19 protein-coding genes are annotated in these 23,011 nt (G+C 70.3%); 3 read left to right on the plus strand and 16 right to left on the minus strand.

Annotated elements, in window-relative coordinates; all coding sequences use genetic code 11:
• Positions 1-86: 86 nt before the first annotated feature.
• The 10 genes from LG391_RS27435 to LG391_RS27480 all read right to left on the minus strand — a co-directional run bounded on the left by LG391_RS27435 (position 87) and on the right by LG391_RS27480 (position 11,629).
• Positions 87-1,229 carry an ABC transporter ATP-binding protein gene (locus tag LG391_RS27435; protein WP_225771233.1) on the minus strand — a complete coding sequence of 381 codons (1,143 nt, stop codon included), beginning with the start codon at positions 1,227-1,229 and terminating at the stop codon, positions 87-89.
• Between the two features lie 9 nt (positions 1,230-1,238).
• The gene (locus LG391_RS27440; RefSeq protein WP_225771234.1) at positions 1,239-2,321 is read right to left on the minus strand and encodes an ABC transporter ATP-binding protein; all 1,083 of its coding nucleotides are present in this window, start codon (positions 2,319-2,321) and stop codon (positions 1,239-1,241) included.
• A gap of 5 nt (positions 2,322-2,326) precedes the next feature.
• Positions 2,327-3,187, minus strand: coding sequence for a carbohydrate ABC transporter permease (locus LG391_RS27445; protein WP_225771235.1), 861 nt, complete (start codon positions 3,185-3,187; stop codon positions 2,327-2,329).
• A 13-nt stretch (positions 3,188-3,200) separates the two neighbouring features.
• On the minus strand, positions 3,201-4,124 hold the full coding sequence (locus tag LG391_RS27450) for a carbohydrate ABC transporter permease (RefSeq protein WP_225771236.1): 924 nt from the start codon (positions 4,122-4,124) through the stop codon (positions 3,201-3,203).
• Positions 4,125-4,245: 121 nt separating this feature from the next.
• A complete protein-coding gene (locus tag LG391_RS27455) occupies positions 4,246-5,682 on the minus strand; it encodes an extracellular solute-binding protein (RefSeq protein ID WP_225771237.1) in 1,437 nt (478 codons plus the stop codon).
• A gap of 27 nt (positions 5,683-5,709) precedes the next feature.
• Positions 5,710-6,687, minus strand: a complete 978-nt coding sequence (locus LG391_RS27460) for a sugar-binding transcriptional regulator (protein ID WP_225771238.1) — start codon at positions 6,685-6,687, stop codon at positions 5,710-5,712.
• A gap of 131 nt (positions 6,688-6,818) precedes the next feature.
• On the minus strand, positions 6,819-8,705 hold the full coding sequence (locus tag LG391_RS27465; protein ID WP_225771239.1) for a bifunctional sugar phosphate isomerase/epimerase/4-hydroxyphenylpyruvate dioxygenase family protein: 1,887 nt from the start codon (positions 8,703-8,705) through the stop codon (positions 6,819-6,821).
• Positions 8,706-8,727: 22 nt separating this feature from the next.
• Positions 8,728-9,738, minus strand: coding sequence for a TRAP transporter substrate-binding protein (locus LG391_RS27470; protein ID WP_225771240.1), 1,011 nt, complete (start codon positions 9,736-9,738; stop codon positions 8,728-8,730).
• 49 nt (positions 9,739-9,787) lie between these two features.
• The gene (locus LG391_RS27475) at positions 9,788-11,068 is read right to left on the minus strand and encodes a TRAP transporter large permease subunit (protein ID WP_225771241.1); all 1,281 of its coding nucleotides are present in this window, start codon (positions 11,066-11,068) and stop codon (positions 9,788-9,790) included.
• Positions 11,069-11,071: 3 nt separating this feature from the next.
• Positions 11,072-11,629, minus strand: a complete 558-nt coding sequence (locus tag LG391_RS27480; RefSeq protein ID WP_225771242.1) for a TRAP transporter small permease — start codon at positions 11,627-11,629, stop codon at positions 11,072-11,074.
• Positions 11,630-11,794: 165 nt separating this feature from the next.
• Between LG391_RS27480 and LG391_RS27485 the strand changes: the two genes are divergently transcribed.
• Complete coding sequence (locus LG391_RS27485) at positions 11,795-12,589, plus strand: TetR family transcriptional regulator (RefSeq protein WP_225771243.1); 795 nt, start codon at positions 11,795-11,797, stop codon at positions 12,587-12,589.
• Here LG391_RS27485 and LG391_RS27490 read toward each other — a convergent pair.
• The 6 genes from LG391_RS27490 to LG391_RS27515 all read right to left on the minus strand — a co-directional run bounded on the left by LG391_RS27490 (position 12,534) and on the right by LG391_RS27515 (position 19,332).
• Positions 12,534-13,397 (minus strand): shikimate dehydrogenase, encoded by an 864-nt coding sequence (locus LG391_RS27490; RefSeq protein WP_225771244.1) that lies wholly within the window; start codon positions 13,395-13,397, stop codon positions 12,534-12,536. The genes LG391_RS27485 and LG391_RS27490 overlap by 56 nt on opposite strands.
• 167 nt (positions 13,398-13,564) lie before the next feature.
• Positions 13,565-14,989, minus strand: coding sequence for a CehA/McbA family metallohydrolase (locus LG391_RS27495; protein WP_225771245.1), 1,425 nt, complete (start codon positions 14,987-14,989; stop codon positions 13,565-13,567).
• On the minus strand, positions 14,986-16,095 hold the full coding sequence (locus LG391_RS27500; RefSeq protein WP_225771246.1) for an ABC transporter ATP-binding protein: 1,110 nt from the start codon (positions 16,093-16,095) through the stop codon (positions 14,986-14,988). The genes LG391_RS27495 and LG391_RS27500 overlap by 4 nt, the downstream gene beginning before the upstream one ends.
• Before the next feature lie 10 nt (positions 16,096-16,105).
• A complete protein-coding gene (locus LG391_RS27505) occupies positions 16,106-16,930 on the minus strand; it encodes a carbohydrate ABC transporter permease (RefSeq protein ID WP_225771247.1) in 825 nt (274 codons plus the stop codon).
• 1 nt (position 16,931) lies between these two features.
• Positions 16,932-17,843: a carbohydrate ABC transporter permease gene (locus tag LG391_RS27510; RefSeq protein ID WP_225771248.1), complete on the minus strand. Its 912-nt coding sequence runs from the start codon at positions 17,841-17,843 to the stop codon at positions 16,932-16,934.
• A gap of 130 nt (positions 17,844-17,973) precedes the next feature.
• On the minus strand, positions 17,974-19,332 hold the full coding sequence (locus LG391_RS27515) for an extracellular solute-binding protein (protein WP_225771249.1): 1,359 nt from the start codon (positions 19,330-19,332) through the stop codon (positions 17,974-17,976).
• Between the two features lie 195 nt (positions 19,333-19,527).
• Between LG391_RS27515 and LG391_RS27520 the strand changes: the two genes are divergently transcribed.
• Both LG391_RS27520 and LG391_RS27525 read left to right on the plus strand, forming a co-directional pair.
• Positions 19,528-20,604: a LacI family DNA-binding transcriptional regulator gene (locus LG391_RS27520; protein ID WP_225771250.1), complete on the plus strand. Its 1,077-nt coding sequence runs from the start codon at positions 19,528-19,530 to the stop codon at positions 20,602-20,604.
• A gap of 166 nt (positions 20,605-20,770) precedes the next feature.
• Positions 20,771-22,744, plus strand: a complete 1,974-nt coding sequence (locus LG391_RS27525) for a DUF5054 domain-containing protein (RefSeq protein ID WP_225771251.1) — start codon at positions 20,771-20,773, stop codon at positions 22,742-22,744.
• The last annotated feature ends 267 nt before the right edge of the window (positions 22,745-23,011 follow it).

Raw genomic sequence — 23,011 nt, forward strand, 5'->3', positions numbered from 1 at the left:
TCTCGCTGCGCGAGCCCGACCTCTCCCGCAAGCGGGAGAGGCAATTGGCTTAGCCCTGCGTCTGCCGATGAAGTTCATGTTTCCGCTCATGCCGCCGCTGCGACAGCCGGGCGGCCGCCATGGGCGATCGCCATCCCGCTGTCGCCGTCGAACAGATGCAGCACCGATTCCGGCAGGGCCAGCATCAGCCGGGTGTCGGCCGCGGCCGCCAGCGCCCGGTCGGTGACGATGGTCAGCCGGACTCCGTTCACGTCCAGCGCGATATGGCTCTGGTCGCCCAGCCACTGGTTGGCGATCACCGTGCCCTGCAGCTGCGTCTCGCCCGCACGGGCGGCGCCGACGCGGATCTCGTGGCCGCGGATGCCGAGATGGACCTTTCCGCCCTCGGCCAGGCCGGGGCCAGCATGCGGCAGGCGGAAGGCGGCCGCGCCGTCCTCGCCCTGCACCTCGACCGCCAGCTTGCCGTTCTCCCGCACCACCCGGGCGGGGAACAGGTTCATCGGCGGCTCGCCGATGAAGCCGGCGACGAACAGGTTGGCCGGCCGCCGCTTCAGCTCGGTGGGCGAGGCGAATTGCTGCAGCCGCCCGCCCTCCATCACCGCGATGCGGTCGGCCAGGGCCAGCGCCTCGGTCTGGTCATGGGTCACGAAGACCGTCGTCATCCTGTGCTCGATCAGATAGTCCTTGATGCGCGCCCGTAGCACGGCACGCAGCTGCGGTTCCAGCTGCGACATCGGCTCGTCGAGCAGGGACAGCGGCGCCCGCCGCACCAGGGCGCGGGCCAGGCTGACCCGCTGCTGCTGGCCGCCGGAGATCGCCTGCGGATAGCGGTCCAGGATGTCGCCGATCTCCAAGAGGGCCGCGACCTGCGCCACGCGCTGTTGCACCTCGGCCCTCGGGATGCGGTCGCGCAGCAGGCTGAAGCCGATGTTGTCGCGCACGGTCAGCGGCGGGTAGAGGGCGTAGCCCTCGAAGGCCATGGCCACGTTGCGCTCCGCCGGGCGCAGGTCGTTGACCACGCGGTCGCCGATCCGGATGGTGCCTTCCGACGCGCTCTCGAACCCCGCGATCATGCGCAGGGTCGAGGTCTTGCCGCAGCCGGAGGAGCCGAGCAGGCCGACCAGCTCGCCGTCGCGCAGCGCCAGCGACACGGCATCGACCGCGCGGATCGGATGGGCCAGCCGCGGCCCGTAGATCTTGGAGACGGCGTCGAGAGTCAGGGTTGCCATCGGAACTCCTCAGGCCGTCGCGGCCGGCAGGCGGGCGCCGGTCTCGCGGTCGAAGCACAGCGCGCGGGCCAGGTCCGGCCGGGCCCAGGCGCGGCGCCGGCCGCGGCCGAGATCGGCGCCCTGATCCTCCGGCCGGCTGGCCAGGATCTCGGTGCCGTCGGCGGCGCGCAGCAGCATCACGGTGCGGACATTCAGCGGCGTCACCGCCTCCAGGTCCACCGGCACCGCGTCCTCCGCCGGCTCGAACCGCACCTCGACATCCTCCGGCCGCAGCCCGACCAGGCAGGGCTTGCCGGCGGGCACCGCGGCCGGCGCCGGGAAGGCGGTGCCGGCGATGCTGATCCGGCCGTCCTGCGCCGCGGTCTCGATCAGGTTGATCGGCGGGGCGCCGAACAGCCGGGCGATGCGCGTGTCCTGCGGCTTGCCGTAGATGCCGGCGGGGGTGTCGGCCTGGCGGAAGCGGCCGTCCAGCAGCACGCCGACCCGGTCGCCCAGCGCCATCGCCTCCTTGTAGTCCTGCGTGACGTAGAGGACGGTGGCGCCGACGGCGCGCAGCAGGCGCGGCAGCTCCTGCCGCATCTCGTAGCGGATCTTGGCGTCGACATTGCGCAGCGGGTCGTCGAGCAGCAGCACCGAGGGCGAGCACACCAGGCTGCGGGCCAGGGCGGTGCGCTGCTTCTGCCCGTTCGACAGCTGCTTCGGCAGGTGGTCCAGCACATGGCCGATGCGCAGCAGCTCCGCCACCTCCTTGACCCGCTTCCGGATCTCGGTCTCGCCGGTCCGCCGGGCCCTGAGCGGGCTGGCGATGTTCTCGAAGGCCGGCAGGTGCGGGTACAGGGCGAAGTTCTGGAACGCCATGCCGACGTCCCGCTGCTCCGGCCCCTGGCCGAGGATCGAGGTCCCGCCGATCCGGATGTCGCCGGCCTCCGGCTGCAGGATGCCGGCGATCAGGCGCAGCAGCACGGTCTTGCCGGCGCCGGACGGGCCGAACACCACCACGAACTCGCCCTTCTCGACCGCGAGGTCGAGGCCGTCGAGGATCTGCGCCTTGCCGAAGCTCTTGCCGATGCCGGCGATGTCGAGGAAGGCCATGGTCGTCACCCCTTCACGGCGCCGAGGCTGAGCCCCTCGACCAGGTAGCGCTGGGCATAGAGGGCGAGGGCCAGGGTCGGCAGGATCGACAGCACTAGCGCGGCGGCGATCTGGCCGTAATTGATGCCGGACGCGGTGATGAAGGCCAGCGCCCCGACCGTCACCGGCTGGATCGAGCTGGACCCCAGGATCAGCGCGAAGATGAAGTTGTTCCAGGCGAAGATGAAGGCGAGCAGGGCGGCGGCGGCGATGCCGGGCCGGGCCAGCGGCACCGCGATCTTCAGGAAGGTGCGCAGCCAGGAATGGCCGTCCAGGCGATAGGCGTTCTCGATGTCCTCGCTGATGTCCTCGAAATAGCCGCGCACGATCCACAGGATCAGCGGCAAGGTGATCAGCTGGTACACCCAGATCAGCCCGATATAGGTGTCGCTGAGCCCGAGGTCCTGGAAGTACAGCTGCAGCGGCAGCAGCACCAGCAGCGGCGGGGCGAAGCGGAAGGACAGCATGGTGAAGGCCATGTTTTCGCCCAGCCGGAACTTGAACCGGGCGAAGGCATAGGCCGCCGGCACGCCGAGCAGCAGCGACAGCAGCACCGAGCAGGCGCTGAGGATCAGGCTGTTCAGCAGGTTCTGCATGTAGTCGATCTTCAGCGCGCCGACATTGGTCGACAGCTCGCCGGCGATGAGGGCGGCGTAGTTCTCCAGGGTCGGGGTGAAGATGACGCTGGGCGGGCTGCGCAGGATGTCGGCGTTGGTCATGAACGACATCAGCGCCACCCAGACCAGCGGGAACAGGAAGAACAGCGCCACCAGGGCCAGCAGCACGCCGCGGAGGATCCGGCCGCCGATCCCGCTTGCATGATTCATGGCTCGCCTCCCGTCACGCCCGGCCATGCGCGCGAGCGCGCAGGCGGAGCCACTGCTTGATGAAGACGTTGCTGAGCGCGAAGGTGATCGCCCACAGCACCATCAGGATCGCGGCAGACCGGCCGATATTGGTGAAGGTGAAGGCCTCGAGATAGGCCCGCACCTGGAACAGCATCAGCCGGTCGCCCGGGCCGCCCTGGGTCATGGCGTAGACGATGTCGAACTGCTGGATGCTGTCCAGCATCCGGAACAGGCTGGCCGTCAGGATGTAGGGCAGCAGCATCGGCAAAGTGATGCGGAAGAACACGAAGCTGCGCGGCACGCCGTCCAGCTCCGCCGCCTCGAAGGGCTGGCGGGGCAGGGCGCGCAGGCCCGCCAGCAGCAGGATGGCGATGAAGGGCGTGTAGACCCAGGTGTCGACCAGCACCACGGTGAACATCGCCGAGGCCGGGTCCGACGCCCAGCGGAAATCGGTGAAGCCCAGGCTGTTCACGACATAGCTGAGGATCCCGAAATTCGGGTTGGTCATCAGCTTCCACATCAGGCTGGCGATCGCCGGCGCCACCATCAGCGGCAGGATCAGCAGCACGCTCATCAGGTCGTTGACCAGCGTCCGCCGAACCAGCAGCAGGGCGATGCCGAGGCCCAGCAGCAGCTGCACGCCGACGGTCAGCACGGTGTAGGTCAGCGACACCTGGATCGTGCCCCAGAACCGCCCGTCCGAGAACAGGGCCACGAAGTTGTCCAGCCACACCATCCGCCGCGCGGACGGGAAGGCCAGGTTGTAGCGCTGCAGCGAGTAGACCACCGCGGTGGCGAAGGGGATCAGGATCCCGATGGTGACCAGCAGCGCCGGCAGGCTCAGCAGATAGGGCAGCAGGCCGGGGCCGGCGCGGCGGCGCGTTCGGGGGGCGGTGTCGGCGGTGATGGTGGCCACGGGTCAGAGGTCCTCTCGGAAGACGGTCGCTGAGGCCCCGCCCCCGCCGGGGGGAGAGAGACGGCGGGGGCGGGCTGCCGCGCGGGCCGGCGGGGCGAGGGCCGGTCCGCGCGGGACGGCGTCAGTCGGCCAGTCCGGCGTCCTGCAGCTGCTGGTCGATGAACTCGGCCAGCTGGTCCAGCCCCTCGTCGACCGGGATCTCCTTGGCGTACATCTTCTGCAGGCTCGCCGCCCATTCCGTGGTCAGGTTGAAGAACAGCGGCTGCGGCGTGAAGTAGATCTTCGACCCGGCGGCCGAGGCCTTGTATTGGTCGAGATAGCCCGGATAGCTCTCCAGCCGCTTGTGGAAGTCGGCATTGTCCCAGACCGACTGGCGCACCGGGTTGACCAGGTCGGCCTTGGTGGCGCCGAAGGTGGTGTGCTCGGTGCCGCTGGCCCATTGCACGAAGGTCCAGCCGGCCTCGGGCTGCTGCGAGAAGGCGCTCATCGCCAGCGACCAGATCCAGACATTGGGCGTCGGCGCCGCGGCGCCGGGCTTGGCGCTGAACGCGTGGTAGGCCAGGTTGCCGGCCTCTTTGGTGCCCTTGTTCTGGAAGTAGCCCAGGATGTCGGCGTCGAAGATCATGGCCGACGCGCCGGCGCCCAGGTCGTTGCCGACCTCGTACCAGGTGTAGGTGGTCCAGTTCTTCGGCCCGCCCTTCTGGATCATCTCGATCCAGAGCCTGGTGAACTCCTTGGCCTCGGCGCTGTTCATCGCCGCCTTCAGCTTGCCGTCGGTGACCTCGAAGTCCTTGCCGCCATAGTTGGTCAGGCCGGACAGATAGCCCGGATGGATCGTCGCCCAGCTGCGGCTGCCGCGCACGCCGACGCCGTAGAAGCCCTGGTTCAGCGCGCTCAGCTTGCCGGCCTGATCGACCATCTCCGGCAGGTCCTTCGGCGGCTTCATGCCGGCGGCGTCGAAGATCCGCTTGTTGTAGGCGACGCTGTTCAGCTCGAAGCCCCAGGGCACGGCCCATTGCTTGGCGCCGTCGCCGCCCAGCGGCTGGCCCGGCACGCCCGACCAGGCGGTGGAGGACCGCAGGCCCGGCAGCACGTCGTCCCAATTGTAGGCGGCCGCCGTCAGCTCCGGGTTCCTGATGTACTCGTTCATGTCGGCCAGCCAGCCGGCCGGGCCGTACTGCCAGGTCTGGTAGGCGCCGGTCATGAACACGTCGTATTGCGGCGACTTGCTCGACAGGGTGGCGGTCACCTTGTCGAAATAGACGTCCTCCGGGAACACGTCGTAGCTGACGTCCAGGCCGGTCAGCGCCTTGAAGTTGTCGAGGTTGGCGATCATCGCATCCGTGTAGGGATGCTTGTTCAGCAGCAGGCTGATCTTCTTGCCGGAGAACTTCTTGAAATCGGGGCCGTGGGCGGCCGGGGCGCGGGTGCCCGCCTGGTTCAGCAGGAAGCCGGCCGCGGCGGCGCCGAGGCCCAGCTTCACGGCCCCGGTCATCAGCTCCCGCCGTGACATCTGGCCTGCGACATGGCGGTCGAACAGATCGGTCGTGCGCTTCATCGGTGTCCTCCCAGGAGTTTGTCGTTGTCAGCTGGTCTCACGCTGCCGCCGCGGCGGCGGCCGGGCACCCCGGCGCGCGGCCATGGCCACGGCCGCGGATTCGTCGATGATCAGGTCGGTCACCATGCCGCTCGTCAGCGCCGCGGTGATGGCCTCGGCCTTGATGGCGCCGCCGGCGATGGCGACGACGCGGCGGCCCTTCAGGTCGTCGAGCCCGACGCTCAGCGCCCGGTCGTTGACCTCGGAGGCGACGCGGCGGCCCTCGGCGTCGAGGAATTGGCCGACTAGGTCGCCGACCGCGCCCTTGGCCCGCAGGTCGTCGTATTCCTCGCGGGTCAGCACGCCGGTCTGCAGCATATGCGCCTGCGGCCCCAGCTCGCCGATGCCGACCAGGCACAACGTCGCCCGGTGGGCCAGGGCCAGCACCGCCTGGACGCTCTTCTGCGACAGCATCACCGCCTTGTCGCCGAGGCTGTCGGCGGCCATCGGCACCGGCATGAAATAGCCCTCGCCGCCGGTCTTGTCGGCCAGGCGCTGCACCACGTCGAACGGATTGGCGGAGGATTTGCGGGTCAGGCTGCCCAAGAGCGATACGAACTTGGCGTCCGGCACGGCGATCCGCGGCAGCCGGTTGACCAGCGCGGCCAAAGTGCGGCCGTGGCTGACGCCGATCACTTTGTCGCCGGCCGTCTCCAGGTAGCGTGAAAGATAGGCGGCGCCCTCGGCCCCCAGCGCCTCGAACGGCTGGTCCTCGTCGTCGGTCGAGGGCACCACGCGGCAGAAGCCCAGGCCGTAGCGGTCGATCAGCCCGTCCTCCAGCTTCAGGCATTCGGCCGGGCGGCCGGCGATGTGGACGCTGACCAGGCCCAGCTCCTCGGCCAGCGAGATCAGCCGGTGCGCCTTGACCCGCGACACGCCCAGGCGGTCGGCGATCTCGCCCTGGGTCAGGCGGCGCACATAGGACAGCCACGCGGCGCGCGTGGCCAGGCTGACCTGCTCGTCCATCCCGTCGATCCGGCTCCGTTGCTCCGGGTGTGTAATTTTTTACACCGGCTGAACAGAATTTCATCGTGGCGCGGATCGATGGGGCCGTCAACCCTTCGAAAGGGATCACGGCCGCTCGGGAGCGATGGGCCTTACCGCCGCGGCATGGTGACGTCCGGCGCCAGGCGGGTCTGGGCCGCCAGGCGGATCGGGGCGTTGGCGGCGCCGAAGCCGGCATAGCCGCGGCGCTGCACGATCTCGAAGAAGAATCGGTCGGCGAAGCTGGTGGTATAGAGCTGGAAGAACTCGCCGCCGCCGTCGCGGTCGTAGAGGATCCCGGCCTCGCGCAGCCGGTCGACCAGCTCGGGCTCCAGCCCGAAGCGGGCCTCGATGTCGTCGTGGTAGTTGGCCGGGATCGGCAGGAACCTCACGCCGTCCTGCCGCATCCGCGCCGCGGCGGCGAAGATGTCGTCCGTCTCCAGCGCGATGTGCTGGATGCCGGAACCGAAGAACTCGGACCGGAAGCGCGCCGACAGGGTGCGCTGGCTCTGCGAGGCGTTCAGCACGATGCGCAGCGTGCCCTCGGCGTTCTGCACCACCTGGCTGCGCACCAGCCCGGCGGGATCCGGGATCTCCAGCTCCGGCGTCTTCTCCAGGTCGAAGATCGAGCCGTAGAACAGCAGCCAGGACAGCATCTCGTCATACTGCATCGACTGCGACAGATGGTCGATCCGCGCCAGCCCGGCCTCCGGCGCCGCGCCGTCATCGACCGGGACGAAATCGATCTCGCGCCATCGCGCCAGCTCGCTGCCGGGATCGACCAGGTAGATCAGGCTGCCGCCGACGCCGCGGATCGCCGGGATCTCCAGCTCGCCCGGCCCGACCTCCTGGCGGAACCCCGTCGCCAGCAGGGCGCCGGCCCGCGCCGTCGCTGCCCGGGCGTCGTCGACCTTGAGGCATATCGCGCAGGCGGCCGGGCCGTGCATGATGTAGGCGGCATGGGCGTAGCCCTCCTTCTCGCGGTTGACGAGAAGGGCGATCCCGCCCTGCGACCACAGGGTCACGTCCTTCGACCGGTGCCGGCCGCGCCGGGCGAAGCCGAGGCCGGCGAACAGCGCCTCCAGCTCGATCGCGCCGGCCTCGTCGACCGCGAACTCCACGAACTCGACGCCCAGGCAACGGGCGCGCTCCGGCAGCAGCGGCCGGGCCCGTTCGACGGCGGGCTTGCGCCGCTCCAGCGTGTCGGCCAGCTGCAGCAGCGACCGCCGCCCGTCGATCGCGACCGACCGGGCCGGGCCGGCCCGGAAATGGTCGTTGAAGATCTCCAGCGAATACACGCCGTCATAGCCGGTCGCGGCCACCGCCTCGATGAAGGCGGTCACCGGCAGGTCGCCCTGGCCCGGCAGGTTGCGGAAATGGCGGCTCCAGGACAGCAGGTCCATCTCCAGCCGCGGCGCGTCGGCCAGTTGCACCAGGAAGATCCGGTCGGCCGGGATGGCGCGGATGCTGTCCGGGTCGATGCCGCGCGCGAGCGTGTGGAAGCTGTCCAGGATCAGCCCGATGTTCGGATGGCCGGCGCGGCGCACGACCTCCCACGCGTCGCGGTGGTCGTTGACGTGCCGGCCCCAGGCCAGCGCCTCGAAGCCGACCTTCAGCCCGCGCTTCGCCGCCCGTTCCCCCAGCTCGCGGAAATCCGCGGCGGCGCGGTCGATGCCGCCCAGCGCGGCCGGCGACACGTTGGAGCAGACGAGCAGCAGGTCGGCGCCCAACTCGCCCATCAGGTCGAACTTCCGCTCGGCCCGGTCGAACACCCGGGCGCGCTGCGGCTCCGGCATGCCTTCGAAGTCGCGGAAGGGCTGGAAGGTGGTCACGACCAAGCCGGCGTCGCGCACCATCCGGCCGACCTCGCGCGGCGCCGCGTCGAACGACAGGAAGTCGTTCTCGAAGATCTCGACGCCGTCGAAGCCGGCGGCGGCGATCGCCTCCAGCTTGTCGCGCAGGTCGCCGCTCAGGGACACGGTGGTGATCGACGTCTTCATCGGAAGGACCTCCCGTCCCGGCTCACTTCTTCCGCAGCTTCTCCAGCTCGGCCTGCAGCAGCGCCACGGTGTCCTCGCCGATCTTGGGGCGGAACTCCTCGACCACCGGCGCGGTGGCGGCGCGCAGCTTCGCCACCTCCTCGGGCGGGAGCTCGGTCACCTCCATGCCGTTGGCGCGGATCTCGTCCAGCGCCTTGGCGTCCGCCTCGCGCGACACCTGGCGCTGAATGTCCCGCGCCCCGGTCGCGGCCGACTGCAGCACCGCCCGCTCCTCGTCGTTCAGCCTGTCCCAGAACGCCTTGCTGACCAGGACGATCTGCGGGTTGTACTGATGGCGGGTCAGGGTCAGGTACTTCTGCACCTCGTAGAACTTGGCGTTCAGGATGTTGGCCGACGGGTTCTCCTGGCCGTCGACGGTGCCGGTCTCCAGCGCGCCATACAGCTCGGGATAGGGCATCGGCACGGCGTTGGCGCCGAGCGCGTTGAACAGCGCGATCGGGATCGGCGACTGGATGGTGCGGATCTTCAGCCCCTTGATGTCCTCGACCTTGGCCACCGGATGCCGGTTGTTGGTCAGGTTGCGGAACCCCAGCTCCCAATAGGCCAGGCCGACCAGCCCCTTTGCCGGCAGCAGCTCCAGCAGATGGGCACCGAACGGGCCGTCCATCACCGCATCGGCCTCCTGCGGCGTGTCGAACAGGAAGGGCAGGTCGACCGCGCCGAAGGCCGGGGCGTTGCCGGACAGGATGCCGGCGTTCATCACCGTCATCTCGACGATGCCGCCCTGCAGCGCCGACAGGACCTGGACGTCGCCGCCCAGCGTGCCGCCGGGGAACAGCTGCACCGTGATCTTGCCGCCGCTCTTCTCGGCGACGATCGCGGCGAATTTCTCCATGCCGGTGACCTGGGGATGGCCCTTGCTGTTCGCCGCCGCGAACTTGATGTGCTGCTCGCGGATCTCGGCCCGCGCCGCCGGGGCCAGCAGCAGCGCGGCCGACAGCGCGGCGATCAGGCCGGTCGGGGTCCTGGACATGGTGATCCTCCCAAGGATTGTTCGATCTCGTTGGCGTCGGCCGGCCCGGTCATCGGGCCAGCCATTTGGCCGGAACCGTCACCAGCTCCGGGAACAGAATCAGCAGGGCCAGCACGGCGAGCTCGGCCAGGAGGAAGGGCCAGACGCCCTTCATCAGGTCCTCCATGGTCAGCTTCGACACGCCGCAGACGACGTTCAGCACGGTGCCGACCGGCGGGGTGATCAGGCCGATCGCGTTGTTGATGATGAACAGCACGCCGAAATAGACCGGGTCGATGCCCGCCTGCCTGATCACCGGCATCAGCACCGGCGTCAGGATCAGGATGGTCGGGGTCATGTCCATGGCGGTGCCGACGGCGACGACCAGGAGCATGATCATCGCCATCAGCAGCATCGGGCTGTCCATGAACGGGTCCAGCATGGCGGCCAGCTGGCCCGGCAGGTCGGCGATGGTGATCAGCCAGGCGGAGACGCCGGCGGCGGCCACCAGGAACATCACCGCGCTGGTGGTCTTGGCGGCCGAGATGAACACGTCGAACAGCTGCGCGGGGCCGAGCTCGCGATAGACCACCATGGCCACGAACAGGGAATAGACCGCGGCGACGACGCCGGCCTCGGTCGGGGTGAACACGCCGAATTTCAGCCCGACGACGATGATCACCGGCAGGAACAGCGCCCACAGGCTGTCGCCGAAGGCGTGCAGGCGCTCGCGCCCGCTGCGGCGCGGCGGCAGGTCGATCCGCTCGGTCCGGACCACCAGCAGCCAGGCGAGGCAGAGGGCAAGGGCGATCATCAGGCCGGGGGCGATGCCGGCCAGGAACAGCTTGGTGATCGAGACGCCGCCGATCACGCCGAACAGCACGAAGCCGATGCTGGGCGGGATGATCGGCCCGATGATCGCGGCCGAGGCGATCAGCCCGCCCGACCGGCCGGCGCCGTGGCCCGACTTCAGCATCATCGGCATCAGGAGGGCGCCGAGCGCCGCGGCGTCGGCCACGGCCGAGCCGGACAGGCTGGCGATCAGGCAGGCGGCGAGGATGACGACGAAGCCGAGCCCGCCACGGATATGGCCGACCAGCGCCGTGGCGAGATCGACGATGCGGCGCGACAGGCCGCCGGCATTCATCACCTCGCCGGCCAGGAGGAAGAAGGGCACGGCCATCAGCGGGAAGCTGTCGGCGCCGTTGATCACGTTCTGGGCGACGATCTGGGAATCGAACAGGCCGAGATGGATCATCAGCGCGACGCCGCTGAGGATCAGGGCGAAGGCGATCGGCATGCCGATCGCCATGGTGCCCAGCAGCGACGACAGGAAGACGGCGACGACCACGGCTCAGCCCTTCCGCGCCGGGTGCGGCCCGGGAGAGGGGGTGTCGAGGCCGGCGAGCTCCTCGGAGTCCCGGACCAGGATCAGCTCCTCGGGCCCGGCCCGGCCGAGCAGCAGGCGGGCCAGGTCGGCCAGGATGATCAGCGCGGCCGGCACGGCGAAGGCGATGCCGGCGCCGTACAGCAGCGCCATCGGAAAGCCCACGGCCGGCGAGGCGACGTCGAGGTTGATCGCCGCCTGCTCGACGCTGCCCTTCAGCAGCAGCCAGATCGCCAGCAGCCCCAGCGCGCCGGACAGGGCCAGGCAGGCCTTGGCCGCCGGCCGGGGCAGGCGGCGCAGCAGCGTGTCGATGCCGAGATGACCGCGTTCGCGCAGGGTGACCACCGCGCCGAGGAAGATCAGCCAGACGAAGAACAGCCGCGACAGCTCCTCCGACGCGGTCAGCCCCTGGTTGAAGGCGTAGCGCAGCACGACGTTGCCGAAGACCAGCACCACCATCCCGGCCAGCAGCAGGGCGATCAGGACCTTCAGCAGCGCGAAATAGGCTTCGACGGCTGGACGCATCGGGCTCTCCCTGTGGTGGCCGCCGGCCGAGGCTTCACCGGTCTTGAATTCTTCTTCCTCAGAAATGTACGAACTGGTACGTATAGTCAAGTCTCCGGCGCGGCCCGGCAAGGATCGGACCGAAAAGCGCTTGTTTGCGGCCGCGAGTTTCGGAGAAGTAGACGCGTGTCCGCCGATCGGGCGGCGGCGTCGGTGCGGGGGACGGGCCGGGAGATGGCGGGCAGGACCAAGTCGGACGCGGCGGAGCGGAAGACCGCCCGCAAGAACGACCCCGAGCGCACCAAGGGGGATATTCTCGAGGTCGCGACCGAGGAGTTCGCGACCTATGGGCTGAGCGGGGCGCGCGTCGACGCGATCGCGGAGCGCACCCGCACCTCCAAGCGCATGATCTACTACTATTTCGGCGGCAAGGAGGGGCTGTACCACGCGGTGCTGGAGAAGGCCTATGCCGACATCCGCGGCGCCGAGGCGGAGCTGCATCTGGAAGACCTGCCGCCGGAGGAGGCGATGCGGCGGCTGGTCGAGTTCACCTTCGACTATGACGAGGCGCATCCCGACTTCATCCGCCTGGTCAGCATCGAGAACATCCACCGGGCCGAGCATCTGCCGCACACCGCCTCGATCCGCAGCGCCAACCTCGGCATCATCCAGACCATCGCCGCGATCCTCGAGCGTGGCCGGAAGGCGGGCGCGTTCCGGGCCGGGATCGACCCGGTCGACCTGCACATGCTGATCAGCGCCTTTTGCTTCTTCCGCGTCTCCAACCGCCACACCTTCGGCGCCATCTTCCGCCGCGACCTGTCGGAGCCGGGGCTGCGGGAGAAGCACCGGCGGATGATCGGCGACGCCGTCATCCGCCTGCTGCAGGGCGGGGCGGAGGCGGCGGTCGCGCCGGCAGGGGACGCTAGCCCGGCCCGAGCGAGGCGAAGTGCCGGGTCATCCGGTCGGCGTCCGGCGTGATGCCGGTGAACAGCCGGAACGCCTCGACCGCCTGGAAGACCGCCATACCGCCGCCGTCGAGGGTCCGGCAGCCGCGGGCGCGCGCGACGCGCAGCAACTCGGTTTCCAGCGGGAAGTAGACGATCTCGGCCACCCAGTGCCGGGGCGCCAGCAGCCCGGCCGGCAGCGGCAGGCCGGGATGCTTCGCCATCCCGGTCGGGGTGGCGTGGATCAGCCCGTCCGCTGCGTCCATGGCGGCCGGAAGGTCGGTGCCCGCCACCGCGCGCCCGGCCCCGAACCGGGCGGACAGGCCGGCCGCCATGGCCTCGGCCCGGCCCTGGTCGACATCGAAGATGACGAGCTCGCCGATCCCGAGGGTCAGGGCCGCATGCGCCACGGCGGCGCCCGCCCCGCCGGCGCCGAGCTGGACCGCCCGGTCCTTGCGCACGTCCGGCAGGCCGCGCCGGACGCTCTCGGCGAAGCCCCACCAGTCGGTGTTGTGGCCGGTCCGGCGGCCGCCCTCGAACACGACGGTGTTGACGGCGCCCAGCGCCCGCGCGTCGTCGGACAGCGCGTGCAGCAGCGGGATTACCGCCTGCTTGCAGGGATGGGTGATGTTGAGCCCGGCGAAGCCGCGCCGCTCCGCCGTCTCGACCAGCTCGGGCAGGGCCTCGACGCCGCGGCCGAGCACTTCGAGATCGATCAGCTCGTAGTCGTAGCGCAGCCCCTGTGCCGCCCCCTCTCGCATGTGCATGGCCGGGGTCCGCGATGCCTGGATGCCGGCGCCGATCAGGCCGACGCGCAGGGTGGCGGGACGGATATGGGTCACGGGCAAGGCCCCGGGCCGAACCGTCCGGGCGGCTCGCTTCCGCAAGGACGCTGGGGGCCTCTCGGACGATTCATGAGTCTTCGCCTGCGCCGGTGTGGTCTCCCAAGAAATGTACTAACCGGTACGTTCATGTCAATCACAGCGACCCGCGCCTGTCGGCCATGGCCTCAGCCGACATGGACCGGGTTGCTCAGGGCCCGCCGCAGCGGCTGGGCCGCGATGTCCTCGCGGGTCACGCCGGCCGGCAGGCCGCGGCCGTCCAGCGCCTGCAGGAACTCGGCCTCGAGCCGCGGGCGGCTGGCCACGGCGACGATCTCGGCGCGCAGGAAGCGGTCGGGCGAGGGCAGGGTCAGCCGGCCGATCCAGTCGTCATCCGGGATCTCCTGCTCGGCGACCGTGCCGCCGGCATCGACCCAGACCAGCGTGTCGCCGGCCGCGCCGCGCACCTCGGCCTCGACGGTCCAGTCGGGGCCGCCGAGACGGGTGCCGCCCATCGGCACGCCGCCGGCAGTGACGGCAAGGTGCGGCCCGTCCGGCCCCTCGGTGACATAGCCGCGGCCGGCGCGCAGCGCCCGCAGCACGGCTCTCTCCGACAGCTCCGGCAGCCACAGCGCCGTGGTCGGCCGGCCGAGGCCGAGCGGCCCCGGTGGGGCTGGCAGGCCGGGCGGCGCCGGGCTCGCCGGCTGGTGCCAGTCGCTGCCGCCGATCAGCGAGATGCGGCGGCCGTCCCGCAGCCGGTCGTCGTAGCGGGCCAGCGAGATCCAGTTGCCGGCGAACCAGTGCGACTGCCAGACCTCCATGCAGTCCACCGCCGGCAGCGTGTGACGCCACGGGATCGGCGGCTTGTCGTGATTGATCGACAGCAGGCCGCCGGCGCCTCGCACCGCCTCCGCCAGGCGGTGCGGATCGGCCGGGCCGGTCATCCGGAAGTCGATCCAGCCCTCGGCGCCGAAGACGTTGGCATGGCCTTCGGCCGTGGTGATCTCCTCGCCGCGGATGAACACGAGCTCCGGCGTGCTGCGCGTGGCGAAGTAGCGGCGCTGGGTGATGGTGTTGTGGTCGGTCACGGCCAGGAAGCGCAGCCCCGCCCGCCGCGCCGCCTCGTGCAGCAGCTCGGGCCCGCCCTCGGCGTCGCTGTGATGGGTGTGGCAGTGCAGATCGCCGCGATACCAGCCGGGCGCCGGGTGGCGGATCTCGGCCGCCGGCTCGGGCGACCAGTCGGGGCGCGGCGCGTCGTCGAGCCGGATGGTCAGCGCCACCTCGGCGCCGCCCGGCGGCACGCGGTAGAGGCCGAGCAGGATGGTCCAGGTCCCGGCCGGGATCGGCCCCGGCACATAGCCCGGCGTGGCGTCGTCGGCGGCGACGAAGACCGCGTCACGGGCGCCGCCGCTCCAGCCGCGGAAGCCGGCCGGGCTGGGGAAGGCGCGGGCGCGCGGGTCCATCAGGCCCAGATCGATGATGCAGTCGGCGGCCTTGGCATAGGCCAGGGCGACGTCGATCCGGGTGGTGCCGGGCGGGATCTCGACCGGGACCGGGCGGTAGGGGCCTTCCGTCGCCGCCACCCGGACGGTCAGCGTCCGGGCCGGGGTCACGCCTCCTCCCGCGGGCCCGAGATGCGCCGCCCCTCGGCGTCGAACAGGGCCAGGTCGTCGGCCCGGAAGCCGAGCCGGACGGTGCGGTCGAGCCGCAGCGGCTCGTCGCCGAAGATCCGGGCGGTGACCCGCCGGTCGCCCGGCAGCAGCACGGTCACCAGGCTTTCCGGCCCCATGCCCTCATTGGCGAAGAGCTCGCCGGAAAGCTGCCAGCCGGCCTCCTCGCGGGCGATGCGCAGATGCTCCGGCCGGATGCCGAGCGTCAGCCTGGGCCCGCGATCGATCGCCCGGGCCAGGGCATCCCACAGGGGCAGGGGCGGGGCCTGCAGCCCCTCGGCGGCCAGCACCGCCGCGCCGTCGCGCCGCGCGGCCTGCACCGGCACCAGGTTCATCGGCGGGTTGCCGACGAAGCCGGCGACGAAAGTGGTGGCCGGGCGGCGATAGACCTCCAGCGGCGGCGCGTATTGTACCACCTCGCCGGCCTCCATCACCGCCACGCGGGTGGCCAGCGCCATCGCCTCGGCCTGGTCGTGGGTGACGTAGACCGCGGTCATGCCGATGTCGCGCTGCAGATGGTTCAGGAAGGCCCGCGCCTCCAGTCGCAGCTTGGCGTCGAGGTTGGAGAGCGGCTCGTCGAACAGATAGACCTGCGACGGGTGCACCAGGGCCCGGGCCAGGGAAGCGCGCTGCTGCTGGCCGCCGGAGATCTGCGACGGCAGCCGGTCCAGCAGATGGCCGATCTGCAGGATGTCCGCCACCTCCCGGGTCCGGCTGCGCCGCGTCTCCACCGGCGCGCCGCGGACCTTCAGCGGATAGCCGATGTTCTGCCCCAGCGACATATGCGGGTACAGGGCATAGTCCTGGAACACCATCGAGACGTTGCGGTCCTTCGGCGGCTTGCGGGTGACGTCCGCGCCGCCGATCAGGATTCGCCCGCCGGTCGGCTGCTCCAGCCCCGCCACCATGCGCAGCGTCGTGGTCTTGCCGCAGCCGGACGGGCCGAGCAGGCAGACGAAGTCGCCGTCGCCGATATCGAGGTCGATGTCGCGCACAACGGTCAGGTCGCCGAAGGCCTTCTGCACCTTCTCCAGCGTTACCGAAGCCATCCGATCTCGCTCACGATTTGATGCCGCCGAAGAACCGGAAGCCGAACTTCCAGCTGACGAAGAGATAGAGCGCCACCACCGGCGCCGAATAGACCACGGCATAGGCCGAGAGCAGGGTGACCACCGGCGTCCCGGCCTCGGAGTAGTAGGAGTAGATCGCCAGTGCCGCCGGCATGCGGGATTCGCTGCGCAGCAGGACGAAGGGGATCAGGAAGCTGCCCCAGATCTGCACGAAGGCCCAGACGGCGGCGACCACGACGCCGGGCCGGATCACCGGCAGGGCGACGTCGAAGAAGGCGCGCAGCGGCGAGGCGCCGGCGACCAGCGCCGATTCCTCGTAGGTCCGCGGCAGCCCGTCGATGAAGTCGCGCAGGATGAACATCGCGGTCGGCAAGAGGCCGCCGGCGAAGACCAGGATCACCGCGATATGGGTGTCGACCAGGCCGATGGCGCTGACGATCAGGAAGATCGGCACCATGGCGGCGGAGCCGGAGACGACCGAGGAGAACAGCAGCAGCAGATAGGTGATGGCGCCCTTGCCCGGCACCGGCGCGCGCGACATGGCGTAGGCGGCCAGCGTCGCCGCCGCGGTCACCAGGGCGACGCCGCCGACGCTCTGGATCAGGCTGTTCAGCAGCGCCCGCATGGCGAAGCCGTTCTCGAACGCCTTGGCGAAGTTGCCGAGGGTGAACGGATCCGGCACCGCCAGCCCCAGCTCGGCCCGGGCGTTGAACGGCGCCAGCAGGAACCACAGGAGCGGCAGGGCGAAGACCAGGCCGATCAGCGCCGCCAGGCCGGCGAACAGGATGCGGAGGAGGAGGGGGCGCAGCGGCATCTCAATGCTCCGCCGCGGCCCGGCGGCGCCGCGCCACGCCCAGATAGACCAGCGCGAAGGCCAGGTTGATCAGCATGATGACCACGCCGACCGCCGCGCCGCGGCCGAACTCGAAATGCTTGAAGGCCAGCTGGTAGGTGTAGATCGATAGGATCTCGGTGCGGAAGGACGGGCCGCCGCCGGTCAGCAGGAACGGCGTGAACACGTTGAAGGTCCACATCGTCACCAGGATCAGGTCGGTGACGACATGGCCGCGGATCAGCGGCAGGGCGATGTCGCGCAGCTTCTGCCAGGACGAGGCGCCGACGACGTTCGCGGTCTCGAAATAGCTCGGCGGGATGGACTGCAGCGCCGAGGAGAACAGCATCATCGAGAAGGCGGTGCCGCGCCAGGTGTTGAACACGACGATGGCCAGGAACGGCATCTCCAGCAGCCAGTCCGGCCGGGGCAGGCCGAGCGTGCCGAGGATGCCGTTCAGCGTGCCGGCGTCGCGGTCGAGATAGGCGAACCAGGCGAAGCCGATCACCACCTCCGGCAGGATCCAGGCCGCCACCACCGCCGCCTGCACCGCGGCCTTCAGGGCCGGTGGAATATTCTGCAGCAGCCAGGCCAGCAGCAGACCCAGCAGGGCCTGGCCGATCAGCGCCGAGAACAGCACGAACTGGACCGTCAGGATCAGCGAGGCGCCGAACTCGCCGGGTGCGAAGAAAGAGCCGCCGTCGAACAGCGAGGTGTAGTTCTGCAGCCCGACGAAGTCCGGGTGCAGCGCGGTGCGGCCCAGGAGCGTGCGGTTGGTGAAGCTGACCGCGATGATCCAGAAGAACGGCACCACGACGAACAGCCCCACCAGCACCCCGGCCGGCACCATGAAGGCCGCCCCGGTCCGGGCGGAGAGCAGGGTGGGGCGGTTCACGGACAGGGCCGCCCCTCTTTCCTGTCATGCCCGGGCTTGACCCGGGCATCCAGAGACTGTCGACATCTTCTGGATTGCCGGGTCAAGCCCGGCAATGACAGTGAGGGAAATGGGTGGCCGAACTTCACTATCAGCCCTTGCTGACGGTGTTGGCCTCGCCGACGATCTTCTTCACGGCGGCGCCGTAGCGGGCCATCGCTTCCTCCGGCGTGGCGTTGCCGGAGACCACGGCCTCGGTCATGCGCTGCAGCTCGGCCGAGACCTTGTCGTAGTTCGGGTCGTTCGGCCGGGCCGTGGTGATCGGCATCAGCGCCTTGGCGGTGTCCTGCAGGAAGGCGGAGTTCGGCACCGGCACGTCGTCGCGGATGCGGATCCGCTCCTCGAAGCGCTGATAGGCGGTCAGCGCCTCGCGGCCGTTCATGAAGGCCAGCAGCGCCCAAGCCTCCTTCGGGTTCTGCGTGTTCGGGTTCAGCACGAAGCCGGTGCCGCCGGAGATGGTGACGAAGTCGCGCCCGTCCAGCCCGCGGCCCGCGGCCTCGGCCGGGATCTTGGCCCAGCCCATGGTCCTGTCCCGGTCGGCGACGGCGAATTCGCTGCCCGGCGCGGTGACGGAGCGGTAGAACCAGTCGCCCTCGACCAGCATGGCGGTGCGGCCGTCGCGGAAATTGGCGAAGCTGCGGTTGCGCCCGTCGGCCAGCAGCTGGGCGCGCTGGTCGCCCAGCTTCTCGTCGACATAGATGGTCTTGTACAGCTTCAGCGCCGCCAGGATCGCCGGGCTGCCGGTGATCCATTTGCCGTCCTTGTCCTGCAGCGCCTCGCCGGCGCCGAGCAGCAGCGGGTAATAGCCCTGCATGGTGGTGGCCTCGCCCATCGAGACCCCGGCGTTGATCTGCAGCGGGAAGCTGTCCGGGTCGGCCTTCTTCAGGGCGCGGGCGGCGGCCAGCAGCTCGTCCCAGCTGGCCGGCTGCCAGCCATCGGCCTTCAGCCCGGCCTTCGCGAAGACGTCGCGGCGGTAGAAGATGACGCGGACATCGGTACCCTCGGCCAGGCCATAGCGCTTGCCCTGATAGGACATCAGCGCCTGGGCGCCGGGCGAGATGTGCGACCACCCTTCCCAGTCATTGACCTCCGCCCCCGCGATCTCGTCGAGCGGCTTCAAGAGGCCGCCCTCGACGAAGCTGGGGATCAGGAAGCCGTCGAAGCTGGAGACGTCGGCCCCGGCGCCGGTGGAGAAGTCGAGCGCCAGCTGCTGCGTCAGCTGTTCGTCGGTGCCGCCGAAGCTCTTCAGCGTCACGGTGTGGCCGGCGCCGGCGGGGGTCTTGGCGAATTCCGGGATGACCCAGCTCTTGATCCAGGTCGCCAGCTCGGTGTTCACGCCGCCCTCGACGCAGCGGCAGACGATCGACAGGTCGGCGGCGTGTGCCGGTGCGCCCCAGCTCAGGGTGGCGATCAGGCCGGCGGCGAGACTCCCCAGGCGATGTGCGGTCATGCGCTGTGTCCTCCCATGGCGGCGCATCCTTCAGGCGGGATGCGGCTCAGCCAGAAGTGAACACGCTTTCAATTCCTCGTCAATCGCGATCGCCCCGTGCGACGCGGTTCGCTCGGGGATCATTAAAATCCAAGCAATCTCGCCGAAATTCTCGGTGACTGCGCTTGACAGCCCTGCGCCGCCCACCCAGTGTGGATGAAAGCGATTTCAGTCGAGGCGGTGGTGGGCAGCGCGGACGGAAGCCGGAAGGGACAATCCATCGCCGAGATCGTGGCGGACCGGGCGAAGGTGTCGCGCGCCGCGGTCTCGCGGGCGTTCAACCCCAAGGCGCCGCTCAGGGCCGACAAGCGCGAGCTGGTGCTGCGCATCGCCGAGGAGATGAACTACGTCCCGAACATGGCGGGCCGGGCGCTGGCGACGCAGCGGTCGCATCTGGTCGGGGTGATCGTGCCGCATGTCTGCAGCCCCTGGGAAAGCCTGGAGATCGATGCGCTGACCACGGCGCTGCAGGACCGCGGCTTCGCCACCCTGCTGTTCAAGACGCAGGTGGACCGCAGCCTGGACCCGAAGCTGTTGTCCTATATGCGGGCATACAACCCGGACAGCGTGGTGGTGTTCACCGAGAACGTGCCGCCCGACCAGTTGCACCGCGCCTTCGACCAGGCGGTGCCCGTCTATGTCGACTATCCGAACGAGTCGGCCGACCCCGGGCCGCCGCCGGGATCGGCGATGCACCGCTTCGACTGCCTGCGCGTGCTGCAGCGCGACGGCATCGAGCAGGCGGTGGCGCTGCTGACCGGCTTCGGCCGGCGGCGCTTCGCCTATCTGGCTGGCAACCCGAAGGCCCAGGCCAACACCGCGCGTCTGCGCACGCTGCAGCAGGTGCTGGCGGTCCGCGGCCTGCCGCCGGCCGCGGTGGTGGAGGGCGATTTCAGCTATCAGCGCGGCTTCGACGCGACGATCGAGCTGTTCCGCGGCGGGCCGGGCGCGCAGGCCGTGTTCGCCGCCAACGACGTCAGCGCCTTCGGCGCGCTCGACGCGCTGCGCCATGCCCTGGGCCGGCGGGTGCCGGACGATGTCGGCGTCGTCGGCTTCGACGACATCGACCAGGCCGCCTGGCGCAGCTACGACCTGACGACCATCAAGATCGATGTCGAGGAGCGGGTGGCCGCGCTGGTGCGGCTGATCCTGCAGCGCCTGCAGAACCGCGCCGCCCCGCCGCTGGTCGAGACGATCCGCACCAAGCTGGTCGTCCGCAGCACGGTCGGCTAGGAGCCCGCCCGCAAATGCTACTGGCGCGGCCGCTTGATGCCGGTTTCTCCGCTTCCGGTGCTCACGGACTTAACGTCCGCTGCGCTCCGGTTCTCGAAACCGACACCAATCGACTCACGCCAGCGCATTTCCGGACGAGCTGCTGCACCCCACCAAGGACCACCCGATGACCGGCCGGACGATCCACCTCGTCTTCAAGACGCATCTCGACATCGGCTTCACCCAGCTGGCCGAGACGGTGCGGCGGGAATACCACGAGGTGTTCATCCCGCGCGCGATCGACACCGGCGAGCATTTCCACGCCGAGGATCCGGCGCAGCGCATGTTCGTCTGGACCACAGGCGCCTGGCTGATCTGGGACCATCTCGAGACCCAGCCGCGCGATAAGGTGCGGCGGCTGGAACGGGCGATCGAGCGCGGGCTGATCCGCTGGCACGGCCTGCCCTTCACCACCCACACCGAGCTGATGTCGCCGGCGCTGTTCCGCGCCGGGCTGTCCTACGCGCAGGCGCTGGACCGACGCTTCGGCACCACGACCGTCGCCGCCAAGATGACCGACGTGCCGGGCCATCCGCTGGGTATCGTGCCGATCCTGGCCGAGGCCGGCATCCGCTTCCTGCACATCGGCGTCAACTCGGCCTCGACCCTGCCGCAGGTGCCGCCGCTGTTCCGCTGGCGCGCGCCGTCGGGGGAGGAGGTGCTGGTCGCCTATCAGAGCAGCTACGGCGCCACCTTCTTCCCCGAGGGCATGGATCAGGGGCTCAGCTTCGCCCACACCTCGGACAATGTCGGGCCGCAGGGCGTCTCGGCGGCGGTGGAATGCCACCGCGAACTGCGGGCGGCGAATCCGGGCGCCGTGATCCGGGCCTCGACGCTGGACGACTTCGCCGCCGCGGTCTGGCCGGAGCGCGAGCGCTTCCCGGTGGTCGACCGCGAGATCGGCGACAGCTGGATCCACGGCAGCGCCAGCGATCCGGAGAAGACCGCCCGCTTCCTGGCGCTGCAGCGGGTCTATGACCGCTTCGCTGAGGAGGGGCTGGACCATGGCCGCCTGGCCTTCGGCCGGCGCCTGGCCATGGTCGCCGAGCACACTTGCGGCGTCGACGTGAAGACCTTCCTGCGCGACGAGGATGCCTGGGACCGGCCGGCGTTCGAGGCGGCGCGGCGGCTGGATCCGCGCTTCCGCTTCGCCGAAACCTCCTGGGCCGAGCAGCGGGGATATCTCGATGCGGCCGTGGAGGCGCTGTCGCCGGCCGATCGGCGGGTCGCGGAGCAGGCTTTGGCCGAGCTGCGGCCGGGCGCTCCCGTCGAGGCGGACGCGCCGGCGGCCGGAGCCGTCGAGGTGCGGGCCGGAGACTGGCGTCTGACCATCGACGGGACGACCGGGGCCGTGGGCGCGCTGACCGCGCCGGACGACCGGACGCTGCAGGGGATCGGCGGCAGCCTGATCGCCTATGGCTATGAGAGCTACGACGCGGCGGATGTCGCCGCGCATATGCAGGGCTACCTGACCCAGCGGCTCGAATGGGCGCTGCTCGACCACGGCAAGCCGGGGCTGGACCGGGCGCGGACCGCGCGCTCCGCCGCTTGGCGGCCGCGCCTGGCCGGGCTGGCGCAGGACGGGCCCGGCGGGTCCGGGGCGACGCTGCTGCTGGACCTGCCCGAGGAGGCGCATGCGGTGTTCGGCGCGCCGCGGCGGGTGGAGCTTCGGATCGCGGCGGCGGGGGCCGGGAACGAGGGCAGTCTCGACCTCGTCCTCGTGTTGCGCGACAAGCCGGCGAACCGGATGCCGGAGGCGAGCTTCCTCGGCTTCACCCCGGCCGGGGTCGAGGGCTGGGACTTCCGCAAGATGGGGCTGTGGCAGCCGGCCGACCGCATCACGCCGAAGGGCGGCGGGCAGCTGCAGGCCGTGTCCGGCATCCGCGGCCGGCTGGCGGGTGGCGGCGTCCTCGACCTCCGCTCGCCCGACGCGCCGCTGGCGGCCCCGGCGGCGTCGCCGTTCATGCCCTTCGCCCCCGGCCTGCCGGATGTCTCCGGCGGCGTGCGGATCAACCTGCACAACAACAAATGGGGCACCAACTTCCCGATGTGGTGCGAGGGCACGCTGCAGTTCCGCTTCCGGCTGCGGCTGGCGGGCTGAAGCCGGATGATGCTATTGCCGGACCGGGCGCCCGGATCCGGCCTGCAGGCCGGGATCACGATCGCAGTAGTATTATCGGCTGCGCTCGTTCATGATATGTTCCATGGACGCGACGCAGACCGATCAGGCACCGGAGGCCACGCCCGCTCTTCAGGAGGAGCGGGCGGCCCGGCATCTGCGCATGCTCGCCCGGGCGGCGGACGTCCATATGGAGATCATCGAGGCCACCCGCACGGAAGCGGTGGAGGCGCCGCAGCCCGGGGTCGA

It is taken from the genome of Inquilinus sp. Marseille-Q2685 (assembly GCF_916619195.1).
Classification (GTDB): domain Bacteria; phylum Pseudomonadota; class Alphaproteobacteria; order DSM-16000; family Inquilinaceae; genus Inquilinus.

Bases quoted from the DNA above. Each gene is read 5' to 3' on its own strand.
- LG391_RS27455 (WP_225771237.1), bottom strand. From the start codon at position 5,682: ATGAAGCGCACGACCGATCTGTTCGACCGCCATGTCGCAGGCCAGATG.
- LG391_RS27440 (WP_225771234.1), bottom strand. From the start codon at position 2,321: ATGGCCTTCCTCGACATCGCCGGCATCGGCAAGAGCTTCGGCAAGGCG.
- LG391_RS27470 (WP_225771240.1), bottom strand. From the start codon at position 9,738: ATGTCCAGGACCCCGACCGGCCTGATCGCCGCGCTGTCGGCCGCGCTG.
- LG391_RS27520 (WP_225771250.1), top strand. From the start codon at position 19,528: ATGAAAGCGATTTCAGTCGAGGCGGTGGTGGGCAGCGCGGACGGAAGC.
- LG391_RS27460 (WP_225771238.1), bottom strand. From the start codon at position 6,687: ATGGACGAGCAGGTCAGCCTGGCCACGCGCGCCGCGTGGCTGTCCTAT.
- LG391_RS27525 (WP_225771251.1), top strand. From the start codon at position 20,771: ATGACCGGCCGGACGATCCACCTCGTCTTCAAGACGCATCTCGACATC.
- LG391_RS27480 (WP_225771242.1), bottom strand. From the start codon at position 11,629: ATGCGTCCAGCCGTCGAAGCCTATTTCGCGCTGCTGAAGGTCCTGATC.
- LG391_RS27445 (WP_225771235.1), bottom strand. From the start codon at position 3,187: ATGAATCATGCAAGCGGGATCGGCGGCCGGATCCTCCGCGGCGTGCTG.
- LG391_RS27500 (WP_225771246.1), bottom strand. From the start codon at position 16,095: ATGGCTTCGGTAACGCTGGAGAAGGTGCAGAAGGCCTTCGGCGACCTG.
- LG391_RS27435 (WP_225771233.1), bottom strand. From the start codon at position 1,229: ATGGCAACCCTGACTCTCGACGCCGTCTCCAAGATCTACGGGCCGCGG.
- LG391_RS27515 (WP_225771249.1), bottom strand. From the start codon at position 19,332: ATGACCGCACATCGCCTGGGGAGTCTCGCCGCCGGCCTGATCGCCACC.
- LG391_RS27505 (WP_225771247.1), bottom strand. From the start codon at position 16,930: ATGCCGCTGCGCCCCCTCCTCCTCCGCATCCTGTTCGCCGGCCTGGCG.
- LG391_RS27465 (WP_225771239.1), bottom strand. From the start codon at position 8,705: ATGAAGACGTCGATCACCACCGTGTCCCTGAGCGGCGACCTGCGCGAC.